22 protein-coding genes are annotated in these 21,809 nt (G+C 41.1%); 14 read left to right on the forward strand and 8 right to left on the reverse strand.

Translation table 11 applies throughout. From position 1 onward, the window contains the following. Nucleotides 1–91 precede the first annotated feature (91 nt). From BM375_RS15965 to BM375_RS15980, 4 genes are all read left to right on the forward strand, one after another. Nucleotides 92–517, forward strand: a complete 426-nt coding sequence (locus BM375_RS15965) for an SRPBCC family protein (RefSeq protein ID WP_093367525.1) — start codon at nucleotides 92–94, stop codon at nucleotides 515–517. A 17-nt stretch (nucleotides 518–534) separates the two neighbouring features. Beyond that, complete coding sequence (locus tag BM375_RS15970; RefSeq protein WP_093367554.1) at nucleotides 535–918, forward strand: DoxX family protein; 384 nt, start codon at nucleotides 535–537, stop codon at nucleotides 916–918. Between the two features lie 238 nt (nucleotides 919–1,156). After that, nucleotides 1,157–1,606, forward strand: coding sequence for an SRPBCC family protein (locus BM375_RS15975; RefSeq protein WP_093367556.1), 450 nt, complete (start codon nucleotides 1,157–1,159; stop codon nucleotides 1,604–1,606). Between the two features lie 3 nt (nucleotides 1,607–1,609). After that, entirely contained in the window at nucleotides 1,610–2,005 is a 396-nt protein-coding gene (locus BM375_RS15980; protein WP_093367527.1) for a VOC family protein, read from the forward strand. A gap of 25 nt (nucleotides 2,006–2,030) precedes the next feature. Here BM375_RS15980 and ygiD read toward each other — a convergent pair whose 3' ends face one another. Beyond that, nucleotides 2,031–2,894: a 4,5-DOPA-extradiol-dioxygenase gene (gene ygiD, locus BM375_RS15985; RefSeq protein ID WP_212611705.1), complete on the reverse strand. Its 864-nt coding sequence runs from the start codon at nucleotides 2,892–2,894 to the stop codon at nucleotides 2,031–2,033. Between the two features lie 142 nt (nucleotides 2,895–3,036). Further along, nucleotides 3,037–3,867 (reverse strand): helix-turn-helix transcriptional regulator, encoded by an 831-nt coding sequence (locus BM375_RS15990; protein WP_093367530.1) that lies wholly within the window; start codon nucleotides 3,865–3,867, stop codon nucleotides 3,037–3,039. Between the two features lie 192 nt (nucleotides 3,868–4,059). On the opposite strand from BM375_RS15990, the gene BM375_RS15995 reads away from it, so the two are divergent. From BM375_RS15995 to BM375_RS16005, 3 genes are all read left to right on the forward strand, one after another. Continuing rightward, nucleotides 4,060–5,862 (forward strand): DNA polymerase III subunit gamma/tau, encoded by a 1,803-nt coding sequence (locus BM375_RS15995; protein WP_093367557.1) that lies wholly within the window; start codon nucleotides 4,060–4,062, stop codon nucleotides 5,860–5,862. A gap of 123 nt (nucleotides 5,863–5,985) precedes the next feature. Beyond that, nucleotides 5,986–6,762: a 23S rRNA (guanosine(2251)-2'-O)-methyltransferase RlmB gene (gene rlmB, locus BM375_RS16000; RefSeq protein ID WP_093367532.1), complete on the forward strand. Its 777-nt coding sequence runs from the start codon at nucleotides 5,986–5,988 to the stop codon at nucleotides 6,760–6,762. Nucleotides 6,763–6,779: 17 nt separating this feature from the next. After that, nucleotides 6,780–7,373, forward strand: a complete 594-nt coding sequence (locus BM375_RS16005; RefSeq protein ID WP_093367533.1) for an HPP family protein — start codon at nucleotides 6,780–6,782, stop codon at nucleotides 7,371–7,373. 55 nt (nucleotides 7,374–7,428) lie between these two features. Here BM375_RS16005 and BM375_RS16010 read toward each other — a convergent pair whose 3' ends face one another. Next, nucleotides 7,429–9,246: a DEAD/DEAH box helicase gene (locus tag BM375_RS16010; RefSeq protein WP_093367535.1), complete on the reverse strand. Its 1,818-nt coding sequence runs from the start codon at nucleotides 9,244–9,246 to the stop codon at nucleotides 7,429–7,431. A 142-nt stretch (nucleotides 9,247–9,388) separates the two neighbouring features. Between BM375_RS16010 and BM375_RS16015 the strand changes: the two genes are divergently transcribed. Then, the gene (locus tag BM375_RS16015) at nucleotides 9,389–9,943 is read left to right on the forward strand and encodes a hypothetical protein (protein ID WP_093367536.1); all 555 of its coding nucleotides are present in this window, start codon (nucleotides 9,389–9,391) and stop codon (nucleotides 9,941–9,943) included. A 149-nt stretch (nucleotides 9,944–10,092) separates the two neighbouring features. Here the strand turns inward: BM375_RS16015 and rnr are convergent, their stop codons facing one another. From rnr to fsa, 3 genes are all read right to left on the reverse strand, one after another. Further along, a complete protein-coding gene (gene rnr / locus BM375_RS16020) occupies nucleotides 10,093–12,222 on the reverse strand; it encodes a ribonuclease R (protein ID WP_093367538.1) in 2,130 nt (709 codons plus the stop codon). 514 nt (nucleotides 12,223–12,736) lie between these two features. After that, complete coding sequence (locus BM375_RS16025; protein ID WP_093367539.1) at nucleotides 12,737–13,183, reverse strand: Fur family transcriptional regulator; 447 nt, start codon at nucleotides 13,181–13,183, stop codon at nucleotides 12,737–12,739. 145 nt (nucleotides 13,184–13,328) lie between these two features. Next, entirely contained in the window at nucleotides 13,329–13,988 is a 660-nt protein-coding gene (gene fsa / locus BM375_RS16030; RefSeq protein WP_093367541.1) for a fructose-6-phosphate aldolase, read from the reverse strand. A 124-nt stretch (nucleotides 13,989–14,112) separates the two neighbouring features. On the opposite strand from fsa, the gene BM375_RS16035 reads away from it, so the two are divergent. The 5 genes from BM375_RS16035 (at nucleotide 14,113) to BM375_RS16055 (ending at nucleotide 18,967) form a co-directional block, all read left to right on the forward strand. Further along, complete coding sequence (locus BM375_RS16035; RefSeq protein WP_093367542.1) at nucleotides 14,113–15,333, forward strand: MFS transporter; 1,221 nt, start codon at nucleotides 14,113–14,115, stop codon at nucleotides 15,331–15,333. Between the two features lie 217 nt (nucleotides 15,334–15,550). Then, nucleotides 15,551–16,678: a hypothetical protein gene (locus tag BM375_RS16040; RefSeq protein ID WP_093367544.1), complete on the forward strand. Its 1,128-nt coding sequence runs from the start codon at nucleotides 15,551–15,553 to the stop codon at nucleotides 16,676–16,678. 1 nt (nucleotide 16,679) lies between these two features. After that, nucleotides 16,680–17,246 carry a hypothetical protein gene (locus tag BM375_RS16045; protein WP_093367546.1) on the forward strand — a complete coding sequence of 189 codons (567 nt, stop codon included), beginning with the start codon at nucleotides 16,680–16,682 and terminating at the stop codon, nucleotides 17,244–17,246. A gap of 43 nt (nucleotides 17,247–17,289) precedes the next feature. After that, nucleotides 17,290–18,243, forward strand: a complete 954-nt coding sequence (locus BM375_RS16050; RefSeq protein WP_093367547.1) for a hypothetical protein — start codon at nucleotides 17,290–17,292, stop codon at nucleotides 18,241–18,243. Nucleotides 18,244–18,481: 238 nt separating this feature from the next. After that, nucleotides 18,482–18,967, forward strand: coding sequence for a transposase (locus BM375_RS16055; RefSeq protein ID WP_244525933.1), 486 nt, complete (start codon nucleotides 18,482–18,484; stop codon nucleotides 18,965–18,967). A gap of 445 nt (nucleotides 18,968–19,412) precedes the next feature. Here BM375_RS16055 and BM375_RS16060 read toward each other — a convergent pair whose 3' ends face one another. After that, nucleotides 19,413–20,390, reverse strand: coding sequence for a nucleotidyl transferase AbiEii/AbiGii toxin family protein (locus BM375_RS16060; protein ID WP_093367549.1), 978 nt, complete (start codon nucleotides 20,388–20,390; stop codon nucleotides 19,413–19,415). Then, complete coding sequence (locus BM375_RS16065) at nucleotides 20,387–21,115, reverse strand: DUF6088 family protein (protein ID WP_093367550.1); 729 nt, start codon at nucleotides 21,113–21,115, stop codon at nucleotides 20,387–20,389. Before BM375_RS16065 ends, BM375_RS16060 begins: the two co-directional genes overlap by 4 nt. A 445-nt stretch (nucleotides 21,116–21,560) precedes the next feature. Between BM375_RS16065 and tnpA the strand changes: the two genes are divergently transcribed. Next, a partial coding sequence (gene tnpA / locus BM375_RS16070) for an IS66 family insertion sequence element accessory protein TnpA (RefSeq protein WP_093367552.1) occupies nucleotides 21,561–21,809 on the forward strand: 249 nt, incomplete at its 3' end.

Here is a 21,809-nt window from a genome sequence, read left to right on the forward strand (position 1 = left end):
GACGGATAACCAAAAGAGATATTCCCATAGGGAAGCCTTGAGTGGTTTGTTTGAGATGAAAGTTGTAGGATTATAAACAAATAAAAAATAAATGGGACAGGTAACAAAAATTACGGTAGAAGCAATTGCAAATGCTCCCGTAGCAGACGTTTGGAAGGCGTGGAATACACCAAGCGATATTATGCGGTGGAACACACCGGATCCCAGCTGGCACACCCCAAGTAGTGAGAACGACCTGCGGAAAGGTGGGAAGTTCAAGAATAGGATGGAGGCTAAAGATGGTAGTTTTGGTTTTGACTTTGAAGGTACCTATGACAGTGTTGAGCTGCATAAAGAGATCGCCTACACCATGTCTGATGGGAGAAAATCTACGACATTGTTTACCGTGTGGGATGGGAACACCAAAATCGAAACCACATTTGATGCGGAAACAGAAAATGACCCTGAGTTCCAGAAACAAGGATGGCAGGCGATCTTGGACAACTTTGTGAATTATGTTGAATCAACACACGTATAAACTTAATGCTTACCGAAATGAAAAAGAATAAAATATTTTTTTGGGTGGCAACGACCATCATCATCTTGTGGGAAGGGGCAATGCCGCTAAGCGCCCTGATTTTTTCACCGGAGCAGGTGACTATTGGAACAAGGCCATTGGGGTATCCGGACTACTTTGCTTACGCCCTGATTGTCTGTAAAATATTGGGCGTCCTTGCAATTTCCTATCCGAAAGTATCGGCTAAATTAAAGGAATGGGCGTATGCCGGACTCACCTTTAATCTGATTTTTGCATTTATCAGTCATGCTTGCGTGGATCAAAATATCGGTTTTATGCTTATGCCGCTGCTGGTATTGGGGATTCTCGCAGTTTCTTATCGTTTTAACCCTAAGATACGGTGCAATGATGTCCCTGAGTGATAGATAACGCTGCTCAGCATATACAGGAGTTCTATCAACCCTTTGTGCATGATGAAATAAAAGCATCCTATTGTCATGCTGAGTTTGTCGACTGCGAAGCAGGTGTCAGGTTCAGGATGACAATTCCTTCGACAAATTTCAGGCTGTGTACTTCGTCACGTTCAGCATAGGCACTGTCGGAGCCTCAGAACAAAAAATGATAATGCACAATCCGTTATATCAGCATTTAAATAGTAATATTATGAAAAATTCAGTTTCATTACATCGGGTTATTCAAGCAAGCCCCGAAAAAGTATTTCGGGCATTTGCCGATCCTATTGCGCATGCAGCTTGGTTGCCACCTTATGGCTTTGTTTGCACCGTGCAACAGATGGATTTCAAGGTCGGAGGTAAATACCGCATGACTTTCATTAATTTCAGTACCGGAAACGGCCATTCTTTTGGTGGAACGTATGTAGAAATAAAGCCAAATGAACGTATTAAATATACCGATTCGTTCGATGACCCGAATCTGCCGGGAGAAATGACAACAACCGTATGGCTGAATAAGGTTTCCTGTGGTACGGAGCTGAAAGTGTTACAAGAGGGAATCCCTGCTGCGATTCCTGCTGAAATGTGTTATTTGGGTTGGCAGGAATCGCTTGACAAATTAATAAAGCTTGTCGAACCAGAAATTCCCGATGCGTAAAATATGATGACGACCTCTAAATACGTGGGTGCGGTTTTCATTACATTTTCTGGTAATTGCAGGAAAGCACTCACGTATTATCAGACTTGTTTTGGGGGGACAATAGCGTTTGACACTTTGGAAACAGAAATTCAGGGCTATACCGAAAAGCCTGTCGTTATCGGTTCGCTTGTTTCCGATAGCATCATTATCCACGGTTCAGATCTGATACACAACGAAGGAAGAATACGCGGCAATTACCTGTCTGTTTTTCTGCAGTGTAACACGATCGGTGAAAGGCAGGCATTGATTGAAAAGCTTGAATTCGGTAAAACACACCGGGTTATTATAGACGATGTGTGCCAGAAACTGATAGAGGTCATCGATAGCTTTGATGTAAGATGGGTGATAGCCATCTAAACCTATTGATCAGCTCTGGTTGATGTTAGGCTTTATCAATTTTTACGGAAAGCATATTCAGTGACCCTCCAATAAGGGCATCATTGAATAAGGTGGGTACTTCGCCTTTTTCCTGAAGACCTAAAGTGTACATTAATGGTATAAAATGCTCGGGTGTTGGAATTGCCAGTTGAAATTCTATGCCTTGTTTTTCATAGGCAATTAGATCTTGGTGGTTGCCGTCCGTAATAAATTTTTTGATTTTCTCATTGGCAGATTCTGCCCATTCATAAGCAAAACCTACTTCGTTCATTTTTGACCACGCCACTTTTCGCAGATTATGCACCGTATTCCCGCTTCCTATGATCAGCACGCCTTTTCTGCGCAACGCCATTAATTGTTGTGCCAATGCATAATGGTATGCGGGGCCTTGTGTGTAATCTATGCTCATTTCCACAATCGGCACATCCGCTTCGGGGTATAAGAATTTCGCGACGGTCCAGCAGCCGTGATCTAATCCCCAATCATCGGTTAGCTGAACGGTAGTTGATGTAATCAATTCGGCAGCTTCTTTGGCTAATTCAGGACTTCCGGGTGCCGGATATTGAACATCGAACAGTGCCTGAGGAAAGCCTCCAAAATCATGAATGGTCTCCGGATGAGGCATAGCCGTGACAAAAGTGCCTCTTGTCTCCCAGTGTGCAGAAATACACAATATCGCTTTTGGCTTAGGAAGTGTTTTGGCCATTTCTTGAAAACCGCGGGTAAATATATTGTCCGCTATGGCGTTCATCGGATTGCCATGCCCCAAAAATAAAACAGGCATTTTTTCTGTTGCTTCGAAGCCATCTGTAACTTTGCGCAGGGCACTTAACTTAACTGCTGCTGCACCTAAAGGTAGTACTGTCATTGTCTTAAAAAAATCCTTTCTGTTCATTAATATATGCGATCATCAGCTATTACAGTACAAAATTCCTCAATTTACCAATGACCGGGGTAACGTTTATCAGAACAAATGTTGTGCTTTTAAGAAGTCCGTCATCTGCTGCGGCTTAAGAGATGATCTTTTTCATCTCTTTTCTGAACGCAGAGGGCGTAATTCCCGACTTTCGTTTAAAGGCGTGCGTGAAGTATGTTTTTTCGTTATACCCTAATTTATAGCCAATCTCTGCAATATTTAAGCTGGTGGTCATCAGGAGGTTTTTAGCCTCTGTAAGCCTGCGCGTTTCTATAATTTCAGAAACACTTTGGTGCAGGACTTTCTGACAGATATTATTTAAATTTCTTGTCGACATAAAAAGCTTTTCCGCATAAAAATTCACATCGCGGGCTTCTTTATAATGTTTATCCAGTAACGCTAAAAAACTACGGAATGTATTGCTGCTTATTTGCATGGTTTCATCGTTGTTCCTATTTTGCTTGTTGCGCGCAGATTGAATCATTGTAAATAAAGCGCTCAGTAAGTCCCGGATCACGGAGAAGTCCGGCACATCCTGCTGGTACTCGTCGTTGATCATTTCGCAGATCGAGTCCAGGCGTACAAACTGCTGGTTGTTCTCTATACAAAAGCTGGCGTTATCGTGGAATGAGGCATACAGACGGAAAGTTGTTTCCGCAATAAATTCGCTCTTAAAACGGATTCCCCAGATAGCACACCGTCCATGCTTGGGTAATGGCTTTACACGATGCACTTTTCCCTGCGTTACAAAACTAATGAAAGGCGCTTCCATAAGTTCGGATCTAAAATCGATGAAATGTTCCAGTTGGCCTTCTTTTCCGATCAGGAGCTCCTCAAAGTTATGTTGATGTGGTTTGTTGATCTGTGCAGCAATTTTCTCCGCGTCCCGGCTATCGATCTTGAATATTTTGAAAACTTCTTCCATAGGTCTGATGCATGTGTATGTAGCAGGGGTAAAATCACCTCTTTATTTGTTATTTTCAAGGGCTAATTTAAACATTTATACAGTTATCCCGTATTGGGACAGCAAGATAATCAACCTGACAATAGGATAACACGATGGGCATATTTTATGTTTTGACATTTTTCCTTTTGATTTTTTATGTATCTTCGTGCAATGGATAATTTTATCGTTTCGGCCCGGAAATACCGCCCTGTAACCTTCGACTCTGTCGTAGGACAGCAGCATATTACCGGTACATTAAAGAACGCTATACACAACAATCAATTGGCGCAAGCCTTTTTGTTCTGTGGTCCTCGGGGTGTTGGAAAAACTACCTGTGCGCGTATCTTGGCCAAAACAATAAACTGTGAACATATTTCGGAGCAAGTGGAAGCTTGTGGCAACTGTGAAAGCTGTAAATCCTTTCAACAGGGCAACTCTTTCAGTATTCACGAGCTTGATGCTGCATCCAATAACTCGGTTGATGATATCCGTAGCCTGATTGAACAGGTGCGTATACCGCCCCAATCCGGCAAGTACAAGATTTATATCATCGATGAGGTGCATATGCTCTCACAGGCTGCTTTCAATGCTTTTCTAAAGACTTTGGAAGAACCACCTTCCTACGCTATATTTATCCTTGCGACCACCGAAAAACATAAAATCCTACCGACGATCTTGTCGCGTTGTCAGATCTTTGACTTTAACCGGATCAAGGTGGAGGATATGGCTACCCACTTGGCGTCCATTGCCGATAAGGAAAATGTGACGTATGAAATGGATGGCTTGCATGTCATCGCACAAAAAGCGGATGGGGGCTTGCGGGATGCGCTGTCTATGTTCGATCAGATTGTAAGTTTCTCGAATAAACACGTCACCTATCAAGCTGTTATCGATAACCTGAACATTCTGGATTACGATTACTATTTCCAGTTGATGGATGGTATCGCCAAGGAAGATGCAGCAGAGGCATTGCTTATATTGGACAAAGTCCTTAATAAAGGTTTCGATGGTGGGCATTTTATTGCAGGATTGTCCTCACATATCCGTAACCTTTTGGTCTCAAAAGAGCCGGCAACGCTGAAATTATTGGAAGTTAGCGAGAACATCAAACGGAAATATTTAGAGCAGTCGCAAGCAATGAACTCCGGGCTTTTACTCTCGGCATTGAATATTGCCAATCAATGTGAAATCAACTATAAAAATAGCAAGAACCAACGTCTGCAAGTGGAGTTGGCTTTGCTCAAGATGTGTCATATTGCATCGGCCATACAGTTGTCCCAAAATGGTCAACTTTCTTCTGCTACGGCTGAAGTAAAAAAAAAACGACCTGAACCGGTAGCTGAAAAACCTTTGGCAAATGTGGCGGTGCCATCTAGCCCGAGGCCTATGCCTGCGCCACCACAACCGATCGTCAATCCGCCAAAACCTGAGACAAGCATGTCGGGAGGTTCGGTTGTTGTCGATAAAACAACGGAAGAGCCACGTGAAACACCTAAAAAAGGTTGGGGAAAAGTGACCTCCTCGGTGAATGTTCCGAACCTGAACACAATTTTCGTCGAAAAACCCAAGGAAGAATCAAAGGATAGTGACCTGGTGCAAGGAAGTGCCTTTGCAGAAGTGACTTTGAATGCCTTCATGTCCAAGTGGAACGAATACGCGGATAAATTGAAGCTAAGCAACCGCATTACCCTGTATACGATTATGACGGCGAATACCCCGCGGTTTGCAGGTACGCTCATTGAAGTGGACGTAGAGAACGCTGTGCAGATGGATGAGCTGAAAGTCGGTAAGATTGATATCTTGAACTTCCTTCGTGTAGAACTCAATAATTTTGCTTTGGATCTGGTCGGTAAACAGGTGGAAGTGACCAAGGTGCGCAAACCGTATACCTCGCAAGAGAAATACCAAGCCATGGTCGCCAAAAACCCGGCCTTGGATACCCTTCGGAAAGCATTTAATCTCGGCCTGAGCTAAATACATCTTTTTCTTTTCTTATCTTTGCCGCATACTATGTTAAGAAGTGAGAAAGTGAAGAAGTTAGAGCCATATTCTAACCCGCTAACTTTACGCACATTTGCAATATCTAAAAAATAAAAAATGCAGAATTTCCAACGCAGAGACAGAGGGGAAAAGAGAGAGTCCAACCAGATGGTTTTTGGAATCCGTGCCGTGATCGAGGCTATTGATAGCGGCAAAGAGATTGAATCCTTGTTTGTGCAGCGCGGACTGGGCGGAAGTTTGATCATGGAACTGAAAACTTTATTGAAGGAGCATAATATTGCCTTTCAACAGGTGCCCATTGAAAAACTGAACCGTATCACACGCAAAAATCACCAAGGGGTTATTGCGGTTATTTCGCCTATCACGTACCAAAAAATCGAGGACTTGTTGCCGACGATTTATGAAAAGGGTGAGACACCGCTGTTACTGATGTTGGACGGCGTAACAGATGTACGAAATATGGGCGCGATTGCCCGTACAGCGGAGTGTTCCGGCGTGCATGCGATTATTGTACCGAAGAAAGGTTCGGCTGAGATTAATCCAGATGCAATAAAAACTTCGGCAGGTGCGTTGTACAAAATTCCTGTGTGTCGTGAGGATTCGTTGGGAAGAACAGGACGTTTCTTGATAGATTCGGGTGTGCAGTTGGTGGTGAGCACGGAGAAGACCGAAAATTCGATCTATGATGTGGATTATACCGTGCCTACCTGTATCATTATGGGCGCAGAAGATGTCGGTGTATCAGATGATTTGATTCGTATTTCAGATCAACTGGCGAAAATTCCAATGTTTGGCGAAATCCAATCCTTGAATGTGTCCGTTTCGGCAGGGGTTGTTATTTATGAAGCCATCCGCCAACGGAATAATAAGTAATTTATTAGGCTTACCCTTTGAAAAAACAAATTCAGCGACAACTGCGGGTGTACCGCTATGTATTCTATAAAGAAACGCTTGTCGACCCACGCGAGCATTTTTGGTCTTTCGTGGGGGCCTTTGTTGGGATATTCTGTATAGCTTTTATACAGTCTTTTAGTTTGCCCCAATTGGAAAATGTCTTTCTGATAGGTTCATTTGGAGCATCTTCAGTGTTGGTTTATGGACTTATTGCCAGTCCTCTGGCGCAGCCGCGTAACTTGATTGGAGGACATGTGGTTTCTGCGCTGGTGGGAGTGACCGTTGCACAATTATTACCGGATATTATTTGGCTTACAGCACCTTTAGCGGTAGCTTTATCCATCGTTGCTATGCAGATAACCCGCACACTGCATCCTCCCGGTGGAGCTACAGCAATGATTGCCGTGACAGGAGGAACAAAGGTAGCATCTTTGGGCTATTGGTATGTGCTTAGTCCCGTGTTGTCGGGTGTGCTGATTCTTTTTGTCGTAGCTCTTATTTTCAATAACATTACCCCGAAAAGGCATTATCCTGCTAAAGGGTCCCGGCTACGGCGATCGAAGTGGCGGTATTTGCGTCGAAGGAGATAAAAAAGCCTGATTTTCATAGAAAATCAGGCTTTTTTTATCTTAGGACAGATATAGATTAATATCTGCTTCTGCTTTCTTTACGTTTGCCGGAGAAGTCTCTGAAACCTCCGCGTTCACGGTCTCCACCACGACGTTCGGATGAACCTCCGCTTCTGCGTTCGCCTCTTGAGCGATCTCTACGATCACCACCACGACTACCGCGATCTCTGGATCTTCCTTCACGGCTTCCACCTCTCTCTTCGCCAGAAACTTCGATACGAACCTGACGGCCGTTGTAGTCTACGCCTTTGAAGCCTTCGAATACTTTGTTGACTTCAGCATCCTCTACTTCGAAGAATGTAAATACACCTTTCAAATCGATTTTACCAACAGACTTGCCCGGGATATTTGCATTGTTGCAGATGAAACCTAACATATCTCCACGGCTGAATTCATCCACAGAACCTAAGTTCATGAACAAACGCGTATATCCTTTGGATGCCGTGCGTGATCTTCTGTCATCACGATCGCCGCGCTCTCCACCATCTCTACTACGGCTATCACGAGCGTCAAGATTCAAGTCTGGTGCATTCTGGTAGTATTCCAAGAAGCGGTTGAACTCTAAAGAAGCAAGACGTTTTACGATGTCTTCTTTCGATAGGTCTTGCATGCTCTCCATGATCGTAGGTAAGAAAGGATTGATCTGCTCCTCGTTGATATCTACATTGCGGATTTTGTCAACAATAGCAAATAATTGTTTCTCACATACTTCAGTTCCTTGTGGAACTTCTTTTTTCACGAAAGGTTTACCGATGATCTTTTCGATACGACGGATTTTACCTTGTTCTTTTACGTTTACTAATGACAAGGAAACACCTGTTTTCCCTGCACGAGCTGTACGTCCTGAACGGTGTGTATAGTTCTCAACCTCATCAGGTAAAGAGAAGTTGATAACGTGCGTAACGTCGTTAACGTCGATACCACGTGCTGCAACGTCAGTAGCAATCAATAATTGCAAGCTGCGGTCGCGGTAACGTTTCATTACCTTGTCACGTTGTTGCTGTGATAAATCACCATGTAGCGAGTCAGCATTGTAGCCATCCCTTACCAAAGCTTCAGCAATCTCTTGTGTTTCGATTTTTGTACGACAGAACACGATACCGAAGATTTCAGGGTAGTAATCTACAATACGTTTGAACGCCGCATATTTATCTTTAGCCTTAATTAAATAATAATGGTGTTCAATGTTTGCGTTACCTGTGTTTTTCGTTCCAACAGTAAGCTCATGAGGATCGGTCATGTAGTTTTGTGCTATACGACGTACTTCTCTTGGCATTGTTGCTGAGAACAACCAGGTTTTCTTTGTGTCTGGAGTTTCCGATAAGATATTGTTGATATCTTCCTGGAATCCCATGTTCAACATTTCATCTGCTTCATCCAATACCACGTATTTCACGTTGGAGAAGTCAATAGCATTTCTGCCAATGATGTCTAACATACGTCCTGGTGTAGCAACTACGATTTGTACACCGCGACGGATTTGACGCAATTGGTCAGAAATATTTGCACCACCATATACGGCAACAACACTAACGTTGTCAATGTACTTGGCGAATTTTTCTAAATCTTTTGCGATTTGTAAGCAAAGCTCACGTGTAGGACATAATACTAAAGCCTGCGGGTGCTTTTGAGTAAAGTCGATTAACTCTAATAATGGAAGACCAAATGCCGCTGTCTTTCCTGTGCCGGTTTGGGCTAATCCGACAAAATCGTCGTTACCAGTCAATAAAACAGGAATGGCTTTTTCCTGAATAGGAGATGGTTTCTCAAAACTCATCTCAGTGATGGCATTAACAACTTCATGACGGATTCCCAAGTCTAAAAATGGGTTCATGAAATAAAATATACAATAGGCTCTATTGCCTAAGGCGGTGCAAAGATATGGATAGTTTTTGAATTATCCTAATTTTCATGAAGTTATATTTTTATATCACAAGAAAAGGCTATATTCACCAATTGACTTTAAAAATGAAAATATGAAGAATGTACTGTTATTGTTGTTTGTGCTGTGCTGTCAGATGGTGATTGGTCAGGAAAAATCAAACGCAAAACTTTTCCTGGAAAAGTTTAAAGCACATGAAGGAAAGTATTACGAAGGGAAGATTGTGGCGGGAGGTAGGGAAGGTGATGGCTTTACGGGGCAACGGCTACTGATGCAGGTCATGAGCTATGATGACCGCGAAGTCAAGATTCCGTTTTATGTGGGAGAGGACAAGTCAAGAACATGGGTGTTGACTTATTCAAACCATAAAATAACGTTGAAGCACGATCATCGACATGAAGATGGCTCTGCGGATGCTATTACTTTCTATGGTGGTACGGCAAGCAATGAAGGTTGGGATAACCTGCAGTCTTTTCCTGCTGATGAGGAAACCTGTAGGCTGATTGATTATGGCTGTCAGAATGTGTGGTGGATTACGATGGAAGATGGTAAGTTTACGTACAATCTCCGTCGCATCGGTTCGGACCGTTTTTTCTCGGTAGAGTTTGATCTCACCAAACCCGTGACTTCGGACTTTAAGCCTTGGTAGGGTAAGAGGGGGAAAACTCTCCCTCGTCCTCGTTTCAAACGAGGATGAAATATCGTACTCGTTGCCGCTATGCTTAAACGAGTACGAGTAGGGAGGTGTCTCCTATGTTTGTTGTAAGTAAACATAGGAGACACCCTCTCTGAAATACACTAACCCAACAGCGTAAAGTCGATCTGTCTTTTCTCTAGGTCGACTTTTTTCACCCGTATTTGCACTTCGTCGCCAAGTTGATATTTCTTCTTCTTACGTTGGCCGATGATGGCATAGTTCTTTTCGTCTAGGGTGTAGAAGTCGTCCGTGATGTCCCTCAAGCGTACCATACCCTCGCATTTGTTTTCTTCGATTTCTACATACATGCCCCATTCGGTTACACCGGATACAATACCTTTGTACTCTACGCCGATCTGGTCCTGTAAGAACTCTGCCTGTTTGTACTTAATGGAAGCACGTTCAGCTTCCGCGGCTTTTTTCTCCATTTGTGAAGAGTGTTCCGACATTTTCTCGTAATGCTCGGCATTGATTTTCTTGCCGCCGTCTAAATAGAATTGTAAAAGACGGTGTACCATCACATCCGGATATCGACGGATAGGGGAGGTGAAGTGTGTGTAGTAGTCAAACGCCAGTCCATAGTGGCTACTGCCTTTGGTTGTATAAATTGCCTTCGCCATAGAACGGATAGCTAGGGAAGTTAATAGATTCTGTTCCTTGCTGCCTTCTATCTTCGTCATCAATGCGTTTAATGATTTGGCTGTTTCTTTGTCGGATTTGATGGAGAGCTTATGGCCGAACCGGGAGGCAAACTGTGAAAATGTGGTCAGTGTTTCCGGGTTGGGGGTGTCGTGGAAGCGGTAGACAAAAGTCAGTTTGTTCTTTCCGCGTCCTTGCTTGCCGATAAACTCGGCTACCTTTCTATTGGCCAATAGCATAAAATCTTCGATGAGCTTGTGTGCATCTTTCCGAACCTTGGTGTATACGCCCAATGGTTTGCCGTTTTCATCCAAGTGGAATTTAACTTCTTCGCTCTCGAAAGCGATAGCGCCATTCTTGAACTTGCGTTCGCGAAGGATATAGGCGAGTTCGTTAAGTTTAAGGATTTCCTCGGCAAAATCTCCGGCTTGGTTCTCGATAACCTCTTGTGCTTCTTCATAGGTGAAACGGCGGTCGGAGTTGATGATGGTTCTTCCAAACCATTGATCAAGTACATTGGCTTTCTCGTCTATTTCGAATACGGCAGAAAAGCAGAGTTTGTCTTCGTTCGGACGTAAGGAACAGACCCCATTGGATAGACGCTCAGGAAGCATAGGGATGACGCGGTCAACCAAATAAACGGAGGTTGCGCGTTGAAAGGCTTCCTTGTCCAGTTCGGTCTCAGGTTTTACATAATGTGATACATCGGCGATGTGTACGCCTATCTCATAGTTGCCATTTTCAAGTTTCTGAAAAGACAGGGCGTCGTCAAAGTCTTTCGCATCGATAGGGTCGATGGTGAAAGTGGTGATGCTCCGAAAATCCCTGCGGCCTTCAATATCTTTCTGCTGTATTTCCAGTGGTATGGCGTTGGCTTCTTTTTCGACGGCTTTTGGGAATTCCAACGGAAAACCAAAGTCAGCCAAGATGGCGTTCATCTCGGTGTTGTTCTCGCCTTTCTTACCTAATACATTCTTCACCTGGCCTATGGGGTTCTTTGCATTTTTTGGCCACTCTACAATAGATACCAAAACCTTCTCACCATCTTTGGCGCCGTTCAGATTGTCGAGCGGAATGAAGATGTCATGAATCATCTTGCGGTCGTCCGGAAGGAAGAAAGCATACGATTTTGAAATGTCGATTGTTCCCGTGAAATCGGTTTTGGCGCGCTGGATAATTTCGACTACCTCGCCCTCTCTTTTTCGTCCTCGGCTGCGTTCGTATACATGCACTTTCACAATGTCATTGTGCAAGGCTTGGCGAAGCTTCCGTGGAGCGATATGGATGTCGTCTTCGAGTTCGTCCTCGGGGATAATATAAGCCGACCCATCGGCAGTCATATCAACCTTGCCGACAACATAAACCTGCAGTTGGCGGAGTTTAAATTTTCCTCGTGATACTTGCAGGAATTTGCCGGATTTGGATGCGTCGGAGAGAATGTCGGCAATAGCTACTTTAGAGTCTGTGTCAGCCAGATTAAGTTTGGCTGAGACCTGTTTGTAGTTGAGTGCTTGATTGCCGGACTTCTCGAAAACATCAACAATGAGTTGGGTTAAAACTTCTTTATAAGGGTTCTCTTTTTTTTGTTTCATGTGTTTGTTGTTTTTCTAAAAGAAAAGACTTTCGTTCTCTGAAAACAGTAGGATAGGGGAGCTTGTATTGTTGACCTTTGCTCCGCTATGCTGATGCTTCTAATCATTAAACTAATATACGTAAAAAATGTTCGGTATGTGCTGGAAAAATGAGGTGATGGGTTTGGACAGTGTGTTGTTTTTCTATTTATTAATTGTGTATTTATTTTAGCTTTATTAATTATTAGATTATAAGCTATTTATGTATTGTTTTGCTAAAATAGTTGAAATGTGAATGTGGTTTTCCTGTATGTAGAGTGTGGTAATGGTTTTATTACGGTTTTTAATGTGTTTTGCTAAAATTTATAAACTGAATTTATATATTATCTGTTTTATTTTAATGTGTTTTATTTCAGTTATTTAAATTTTTAAATTTAAATATTTAGCATTAGAAAAATTTTGGTTTTTAGCGTTGTTTTTAGGCTTAATAAAGGCAAAAGAATTTCCTTGGCTAGTTATTTCCTTGAAGACAAATCTATACCTTTTTTTGACAGTTTGCACATAGTCCTACCGCATTTATTGCGATGGAGTGCAACGTGAAATTTGTGGGAAGGGATACCTTTGGAACGGTAATTTCGGCTAAGCAATATACACTGTTGCAGACCGAACAAATGAAGTGTACATGCTGGTCATGGTGATGGTTTTCTGAACAGTGATCCGAACAGATGGCGTAAGTAGCTGTACCGTTCAGATCGAATATTTTGTGTACTAATCCTTTTTCTTCGAAGCTTGCCAAGATGCGATATAGGGTGACACGATCGATTTCTTTTCCTAATTTTTTTTCTAAATCCGGTTGGGATATAGCTGCGTCTTTTTGCGTTATTTCGTTTAAAACACGCAGTCTATGAGGGGTTGCTTTTAATCCGTTAGATCTTAAAAGTTCTGCAAAATTATGATGGTTATGTTCGTTTTCATGTTTCATGACGCTGGTAAAATTACACTTTTTTTGCCTATAAAAAAACCTCTTGACTTTGAGGTCAAGAGGTGTATAAGGTAATGTTTGACGGTAAGCTATTCGTTTAAAAATTGCTTATAGCTTAGTGCCTATAGCCTACAGTTTATGGCTTTTATTTACCTGCTGCTTTTGCGTGGTCCGCTAAAAATTGTGCCAGACCGCTGTCGGTCAATGGATGTTTCAGAAGGGATGTGATCGCTGATAATGGACCGGTCATTACGTCTGCGCCAATCTTAGCACAACCTAGAATATGTGCACTGTGGCGAACAGATGCTGCCAGGATCTGGGTAGCAAAACCATAGTTGTCATAGATCAAACGAATCTCTTCAATCAATCCTAAACCGTCCACAGAGATGTCGTCCAAGCGTCCGATAAATGGCGATACATATGTTGCTCCAGCCTTAGCTGCCAATAATGCCTGTCCGGCTGAAAATACCAATGTGCAGTTGGTTTTGATGCCTTTGCTACTGAAATATTTGATAGCTTTTACGCCGTCTTTGATCATCGGAACTTTAACTACGATTTTCTCATCCAATGCCGCTAACGCTTCACCTTCTTTGATCATGTCTTCATAGTTGGTCGAGATTACCTCGGCACTTACATCGCCGTCGACAATTGCACAAATGGCTTTGTAGTGGTTGATTACGTTCTCTTCGCCACTGATGCCTTCTTTGGCCATAAGGCTTGGGTTAGTCGTTACACCGTCCAAAACACCTAAGTCCTGCGCTTCTTTGATCTGTGCTAAGTTTGCGGTATCAATAAAAAATTTCATCTTTTAACTGTTGATTTTTAGTGAAATAAAGAAATTAAAAAACTATATGCAGTCTTTTATGTTACAAAAGTAGCTATATTATTTTCATCTTGCACAAGTTTGTTTAAAACATTTCATTTATTGAATGGACATTCTAAGATCTCTCAAATACCCCAACTTTCGGTTGCATGTCATCGGTCAATCTATTTCCCTTTTAGGGACCTGGATGCAGCGTATAGCGATAAGCTGGTTGGTATATGAGTTGACCAACTCGGTTTTTTGGCTGGGTTTTGTACAGTTTATAGCGCTGCTGCCTTCTCTGGTGTTGTCGCCTTTTATTGGTTCTTTTGTGGATAAGCACAAAAAATATAAGCTGGTATTTCTAACTCAAATTGGGTTGATGATACAGGCGGGTTTGCTGACCTTGGTTGTGGGGATGCAGTGGGAAAGTGTGTTTCTGTTATCTATCTTGGGTTTTATACAGGGAGTGGTCAACGCGTTTGATGTGATGGGGCGTCAGTCGTTAATGGTCTCTCTGGTGGATAATCGCAAAGACCTCCCCAATGCTATAGCATTGAACTCCTCGATTTTTAATGCGGCACGTATGGTTGGTCCTGCGATAGGCGGTGTGCTGCTCTCTATGTATGGGGAGTTCGTCTGTTTCGCGGTCAATTTTATCAGCTTTATTCCGGTATTGATTTGTCTGATGTTGATGAGCGTGGACGAGCCTGACGTAAAAGCTGTGAAGGAAAGTAATTGGAAAGGTTTGGTCGAGGGTTTCAATTATCTAAGCAGATCACCGCATATTACTTCTTTGATTGTTGTACTGGCTTTTTCAAGCTTGTTGGTTATTCCCTATACATCGTTATTGCCTGCAGTGGCAAAGGATTTATTCAGTGGCAATGAGGCGACTTTTTCCTGGTTTGAGAGTGCTGCCGGGCTTGGGGCGATGATTGGTGCTGTGCAGATGGCGCGTTTGCGTACTGGGCAAAACCTGCGTTACCGTGTGCTTTTCTCAGCTTTTATGATGGGAGTGGCTTTGATGTTATTGGCTTTTGCACACTATTTACCTTCGGCATTGTTCTTTACAATGTGTGTGTCATTTGCGATGATGATGCAAAATTCTTCCATTAATACATATATACAAACTCATGCTGTGCCTATTTATAGAGCCCGGGCAATAAGCTATTATGTGATGGCTTTTCAGGGGATTGCTCCTATCGGGGCTTTGTTGGTTGGCGCCTTGGCCAGTTATATCGGGATTAAAAGCACACTATATATTATGGGAGGTGCGGGAATTCTTATCTCGGTGTGCTTCTATATCTATTTGCGTTTGCACATCCATAGGCGGTTGTTTAAGTTTTGAAAGGTATTTACGAATGTGTTTGATGGGAGAGTGTTTCTGTCTTACAGATGCTTTTAAGTAGTCTGGAGACTACTTGTTGTTATTAAAATCCTTAGTGACCGCTGTGCTGAACACTAAGGATAGTTTTTGCTTATGGAGCGGGCTGTATTTGATGGGAGAGTGTTTCTGTCTTACAGATGCTTTTAAGTAGTCTGGAGATAGTATAGATCCACATATAATGAATATAAAAATGTTATCTACCGTACTTTCTATCCTGTTTATTTGGTTGGTTTTGGACCAACTGACACTCGTAAATGTACGAATTACCAACTTTTTACAACAGCAGTCAGATGATAAGCTTCCTTTTCTGACACAAAAGATAGAAAGTAAAACTTATACCATCGAAACCGTTCTTTTGGGCGAATATGGCTCGATATACTACGAACCCAGCAAAAAATATTATGTAGCAAGCACTTCAGAAGGTGTAGCGAAAATAAACCATCAAGGAGTAGTGACGTTTAAAATATTAGCTTCAGAAGGTCATCAAATTCAGCATGATGTAGAAGGAGCGCATTTTGTTTTGACTTCCAAAGGAATAATCAATTTACATGACGAAAAACCAATAATACAACCCTATACCGAAGTGCGTCACCTTTCGGACAGTACACATAGCGCAGAATGGGAAATCCTGTTCCGATCCAATTATGAGCGAGCGACCTATGTGATATTTGATCGTTATTATACAGCAGTAGACAGTACAGTATCCGAAGAAGCAATCCACTTTTACATCGCGGACAAATGGACCACCTTAATTCAAAATGAAAATGCAGGCACTATTTATGCTACTGAACAGGCTAAAAATTATTATAGCTTTTTTGACGATACTCCAGAATTGGAACCTAAATCAAATCCGCTGTATATCATGAAGGATGTCAAAAAAAGAACATATAGCAATGCTAATCGTAAAACGGATGCGCAGTTGACACAAAATTATGAGGCAGATTTTCCGCACAAGGGGTTTTCTTATACCGCACAAACCTCATTGAAGGTCAGTAAATTTAAAAAATTAGAGAAATACAATTATCCTGAGACCATTTGGTTTCTACTACCTTTATCTTGGTTACCACAAGAATATGTTGGTGAAGCGGTCAATAGCTTAAAAGTGAAAGGTGAAGAATTGTGTTTCAAAACAATGGCCACTCGGGCTGGTTTGGGTATAGGAACGGTAGACAATCATGCGTATGTCTTTGATGTACCGAGCCAATTCAACGATACAGAAAGCTTATCGTTTATATGGGCTTCAGGGAACAGAAATAGCACAACCTGGCATAATGAAGGTTTTTATGTGATTAAGAAAAAACAATAAGGTGCGTAAATCGGATGATTCATTTCGTTTTAAAGCAATCGATTACAGAAGAATGATTTTATTTTTTGTACTCGTAGCGATATTGATCTCTTGCCTTGTAACAAGCTGGCCCATTTTTACAATAGGAGAAATTTTGCCAAAGCGCATATTTTTCGGTTTGCTGGGACTTTCAATAGTCTATTGGGTAAGTAGATGGTCTAAGGATTTACAGCTGTTTCTACCTATAGACAAACCACGCTATACGTTAGGAAATAGCATCGAAGAAATAGATAGCTTGCAAGTACACACGTGTTTGTCGACATTCTTTCCTATGAAATTTTTGAGAATAAACTTCCGTTTATTTATCATTATGCCTACTTATAAAAATCCATTTGAAAATAACTCCAAAGCCATTCAAAAACTAGAAACCGAAGCAATCTTCCTTGAAGACTATATCATAGAACATGCATTAAGCAAAAGGAATTTTCTGGATTTTGTAGCAAATGGTATTAATTTTTTATTCTGGCTGCTTATCTTGGTTTCTGTGGTTGCGATGGCATTACTTTTATTTAAAATTTTCACTTACTAATCAATTTGAAATGGCATAATTGAACTCGATTAAATTAAAAAAAATGAAAAATATTCTCATACTATGCATCCTCACTTTTGCAATCTATTCCTGCAACAACAAAACGCAGAAAGCAACGAACGATATCCATTCAAATTCAGGAGATCCACTACAGACAAGTACTGATTTTAGCGAATTTAAAAGCCCTTTAAGACCTAAGGACAAACTGAAACTCGGGAAATTATATACCGATACGATCGAGTTTGTTGAGTTTAATGACAATGGAGACTATCCCCTAATGTTCGTAAGCAATGGTAACGATACAGCGAGTTTGGTTTATGATTGGACAAAGGAATATGGCTTCGTAAAAGGAGACAAGCTTGAAATCCAATGGAAAACAGACAGCATTCGCTATGCAGGGGATCAAGAGTATTTGGATTATAAAGAGTTTTTAGTTTCCGCCAAAAGACTAGCGTCCTTAAAACTAACCGATAAAAAAGTAAAATTTCTTTGGCGGGAAATGCAGTATGTGGAAGACTTAGACGGAGAGTTCAGCGTTATTATACTCGACGAGGAATACATCAAAACGATTTCGGAACCCGAAAAAGCGGCATTGGCTTATGTAGCTACGTTCATCGGAAACGAATGCGTATGGGATAAAAATGCGAATGAAAACAGAAGTAATTTAAAATGCAAAATCCTTTGGGCTTTGGATTTAGGTTATCAGTGCTCGCCCAAGCATTTAGATCTTCTTCGCTTTTGGTTCAGAAACAATAAAGACATATTGAAAGAACTGGAGAACTGCCCCACAATACCTGACGGAGCAACAGTTCAAGATACTTTTGACGAAATAGAGTTAGAAATCGAGGGTAATATGATTACCATCTTTTTCAAAGCAAACGGTTTCAATTTCAGAGAGGGAAAATCTTGGAGCTGGACAAACAAGCACTTCTTTGAGTTTAAGGATAACGAACTCATATTGATAAAGAAAGACGTTTCATCAATGGTGAAAAGTTAATTTGAAGTAAGAGGAAATTAGCATCACTTTTACCGATAAAATGATAAGTCAATCTATTTCCAGAAACTAAAGTTTGTGTATTGTCTACTGTATTTTAAAAATAAAAACATTCATTTTTATGTACATAAACTTGGCTTTAAAAGTGTTGAGTTTTGTACCAGCGAGGTGACCAAGAAAAACCTCCTATTTTTAATAGAGATGCTTTTTTGTTTATTTGTTTTCGGTTTTGTTGTCAGATTTGGCAGTCCTTTTCAAATATAAAACGGGGAAGTCTTATGAGCCAGAAGTATTATCCAATGGGGATACCATCAAGCAGCTATTGGCTAGATCTAGACATCTGTTATTCAAGCATCCAAGCCGGTGGACAGAAAGTCAAAAACATCGTGCAGAGTTATTGTTTATTCGCTTTCCAAAGCTAAGACAAGCATATGATTTAGGGATTGCTTTAGGAGATATTTTTACCAAATGCAAAGACAAAACACTTGCCTTTACCAAGTTGGGTTTATGGCATAATAAAGTAGAGAATGCGGGCATCATCTCTTTTGAGAGTGTAGCAAAGTCGATAGCAGCACATCATCCTGAAATACTTCATTACTTCGATAACAGAAGTACAAATGCATCAGCTGAGTCTTTCAATGCTAAATTAAAAGCGTTTCGTAGTGTATTCCGTGGGGTAAGAGATACTACTTTTTTCTTGTATAGAGTAATGAAATTGTATGCTTAAATATATTCACCCCCAAAACTTTCAGTATGATCCGGAAAATCCACACAATTCTGTCCGAAATATGTCCGAAAATAGAAAAAGCCATTGATAATCAGTGGCTTTTGTCGGGGTGGCAGGATTTTCCACCACACCTCTAATGCGTTGATTATATTATTGTTAGCAAGTAAACTATCAAGAGAGGTAACCGAATAGGTCTCATTTTATCTATTCTGCTTTGTAGGCTTTTGAGTTCTCTTGATAGAACCTTTTCCAATCAGTCAATGTACTTTGTTATCATAAAGATACGATAAGTATCCCGATAATAACAATCCTTTTTTTATAGAATTAGGTCGACAAATCAATTCCGTAAACAGCCAAAGCGAGAACAGCAAGGGCAAGAGCGGTGGGGTTTCGCAAGCCACTAATGAGCGGTGGGAAAACACTTGGCTTCATTCTGGCTTTAATCTTATGGCTTTATGTTCCATTCTATTGGTTTCAATCTGTCCGCTACTGTTGTTAGTGTTTTCAGTATACCTGTCTCGGGAGGAAGTTTGCCAAAAACCAATTCGCTGAAACTTGCCGTATAGACATCTTTGATTTTATTCCAAGTGCCTGTTGTATCAGCAAAAACAATTGCTGTCATTGGGTGATTGGCTAACCACTCGTTGTTGTTTTTGAAACTTGTGATGTCATCATTTGCTACTCGCAAAAGCATTGTTTCAAAGTCGTCCGATTGAAAGAAAGATTTTAGATTTTCATCTTTCAACATTAAATGAATGTCGTAAGTATGTCGGATTTTGTTTCGTAAATCGGTAATGGGTTCTTGTGTTTGAGAGAAACGAACCAAACTCATTATTTTTTCGCACAACGTTCTTTTGGGGTTCAACACCAATACCTCAAACGGATTCATTTCGTATTCGTCAATGAGTGATTGCTGATTGCCCTGCAACATCATTTCGTAAATGAACGAACTTACATTTGCTGTTGTGTAAGGTTCAAAATTTCCCAACCAAGTGGATTCCACTATAATGTTATCCCGAACTTGTCCGTAATTTCCCTTAAAAGTTTTTGTGTAGCTGTGTGCTGTTTTGCGTATCATTCCAAGCTTGTTGGTAATGCCTTCAATCTCAATTTCGGGAAGCACATCTGAAACGCATTTGGAAATCTTTTTGATTTTTGTTTTCAGTTGGTTTCCTGTTTCGCTTTCATTTCTCAACACGACCAAATCAATGTCTTCCGAAAACCGTTGTATCATTCCGAAACATTTTGACAGCGCTGTTCCGCCTTTAAAGACGGTTTCTTTGCCTATATCATTTTTGAAGATATTGAATAAAGCATACGTTACCCAATAATCCTTTTCTATGTATTCGGGCGGTAGGTTTTTCTGTTGTGCCGTAAACCGAATGGCGTCCGTGTATAGCGATATGCTTTCGTGCAATTTCATTGGATATACCAATTGTTTTTTGTTGGCAATTCATTTTCTTTTAAACCTAATTTGGTGGTTGTAAGCGGATTCAAGCTTTGTTTCAGTTTATCCAAATCTTTGTTTTTATAGCCAATATTTTGCAAAATAGCTCCCACCAAAGCCCGAACTCTTGACGGATAAAGCAAAGCATATTTTATCAATGTTTCGGTTTGCTTTTTATCCAAATCTTTTAAAATGGCGCTCAATCTTTTAACGGATTGGGCGACCGAAGTATCGGGAATTTTCTTGATGTCTTTAAACGCATCCAAAAGCCCCAAAACTTCATAATTGTTTTCCGTTACTTCCGCATAACTTTTCACGCCATCAGCTTTTAATGTGCCTCTGTTGATGTCAATGCGTTTTCCCCGACTGGCTATTTTAATGCGAAACGCCATTTGTGTAGTAAGCCCCAAACTTCTGTAAAGCGAAATGCCCGTTTCATAAGCAATACGTTCTCCATTTTCAAACAAGTAGGGGCGAAGTTGTTCGCTGTAATCGGGTATCAACTCGCCAAAAACCGTTTGTTCGGGTTTGTAGAAAATACCTTTGGAAATTTTTTTGATAAGCCCTGTTTTTTGCAGGCGTTCCAATGCTTTTGCGGCTGTGGTATAATCTTCTTTGGCAATACGCAAATCGTCATAACCAAAGGTTTTTCCTTCGGGAAATTGTTTTATCCTATTGCGTATTTGAGTTGCCAAAGTCATCGTGCAAAGGTAAGATTAGTTTTTCAAATGTCAAGTTTATGGAGCGAAAAACTTGACATTGTTTGATTGTCAAGTAAACGAAACAAAATACTTGACTGAATTTTAACAGATAATGTTAAAGCAAAGTGTACGATTTGCGGTATTCAACCGCAGGCAGGTATATTCTGCTGTTCGGGCATATTGAGTGCTGTTTTATAATTATCCCAAAAATAACCATATTTCTTTATCTGGTGTGAACATCCTACGAAATATGGATTGTTGGTTTAGTATATAGCCAATACAGGAACAACAAAAGGAAAAATACCTGTTATTTATAGCGATTTTGTATTTTTTGTATCTCGAAATATAAAGTTACTAAAGAAAGGATTATAAATACTATAGTGGCTAGTATCCGCCCTACCAAGTACATATTTTTTAGCATTCATCTAAGTCCTAGCTTTGCTGTATGAGCAAAGAGGAAAAAAGAGCACAGATGCTTTCGATGATAGCGGACTGGCAGCAGAGCGGCATGAGCAAGAAACGCTACTGCGAGGAAAATGGGATCCATGAGGCTACGTTTTATTATTGGTTTTCGCGCAGCAAAGAAAACGACACTGACAGGGGAAGATTTATAACGCTCGATAAGTCCGGCAGAAATAGTGATGTAGAGGTGATCTATCCCAATGGGGTCCGGATTAAGGTAGATACCGACCTT

Source organism: Sphingobacterium wenxiniae, from assembly GCF_900116225.1.
Lineage (GTDB): Bacteria > Bacteroidota > Bacteroidia > Sphingobacteriales > Sphingobacteriaceae > Sphingobacterium > Sphingobacterium wenxiniae.

What these genes read in the sequence shown, in the direction of transcription:
- BM375_RS16050 (WP_093367547.1), top strand. Translation starts at nt 17,290, where the DNA reads ATGAAAAATATTCTCATACTATGCATCCTCACTTTTGCAATCTATTCC.
- BM375_RS16035 (WP_093367542.1), top strand. Translation starts at nt 14,113, where the DNA reads ATGGACATTCTAAGATCTCTCAAATACCCCAACTTTCGGTTGCATGTC.
- rlmB (WP_093367532.1), top strand. Translation starts at nt 5,986, where the DNA reads ATGCAGAATTTCCAACGCAGAGACAGAGGGGAAAAGAGAGAGTCCAAC.
- BM375_RS15990 (WP_093367530.1), bottom strand. Translation starts at nt 3,867, where the DNA reads ATGGAAGAAGTTTTCAAAATATTCAAGATCGATAGCCGGGACGCGGAG.
- BM375_RS16015 (WP_093367536.1), top strand. Translation starts at nt 9,389, where the DNA reads ATGAAGAATGTACTGTTATTGTTGTTTGTGCTGTGCTGTCAGATGGTG.
- fsa (WP_093367541.1), bottom strand. Translation starts at nt 13,988, where the DNA reads ATGAAATTTTTTATTGATACCGCAAACTTAGCACAGATCAAAGAAGCG.
- ygiD (WP_212611705.1), bottom strand. Translation starts at nt 2,894, where the DNA reads ATGACAGTACTACCTTTAGGTGCAGCAGCAGTTAAGTTAAGTGCCCTG.
- BM375_RS15995 (WP_093367557.1), top strand. Translation starts at nt 4,060, where the DNA reads ATGGATAATTTTATCGTTTCGGCCCGGAAATACCGCCCTGTAACCTTC.
- rnr (WP_093367538.1), bottom strand. Translation starts at nt 12,222, where the DNA reads ATGAAACAAAAAAAAGAGAACCCTTATAAAGAAGTTTTAACCCAACTC.
- BM375_RS15965 (WP_093367525.1), top strand. Translation starts at nt 92, where the DNA reads ATGGGACAGGTAACAAAAATTACGGTAGAAGCAATTGCAAATGCTCCC.
- BM375_RS16065 (WP_093367550.1), bottom strand. Translation starts at nt 21,115, where the DNA reads ATGACTTTGGCAACTCAAATACGCAATAGGATAAAACAATTTCCCGAA.
- BM375_RS15980 (WP_093367527.1), top strand. Translation starts at nt 1,610, where the DNA reads ATGATGACGACCTCTAAATACGTGGGTGCGGTTTTCATTACATTTTCT.
- BM375_RS16040 (WP_093367544.1), top strand. Translation starts at nt 15,551, where the DNA reads ATGAATATAAAAATGTTATCTACCGTACTTTCTATCCTGTTTATTTGG.
- BM375_RS15970 (WP_093367554.1), top strand. Translation starts at nt 535, where the DNA reads ATGAAAAAGAATAAAATATTTTTTTGGGTGGCAACGACCATCATCATC.
- BM375_RS16010 (WP_093367535.1), bottom strand. Translation starts at nt 9,246, where the DNA reads ATGAACCCATTTTTAGACTTGGGAATCCGTCATGAAGTTGTTAATGCC.
- BM375_RS16025 (WP_093367539.1), bottom strand. Translation starts at nt 13,183, where the DNA reads ATGAAACATGAAAACGAACATAACCATCATAATTTTGCAGAACTTTTA.
- BM375_RS16060 (WP_093367549.1), bottom strand. Translation starts at nt 20,390, where the DNA reads ATGAAATTGCACGAAAGCATATCGCTATACACGGACGCCATTCGGTTT.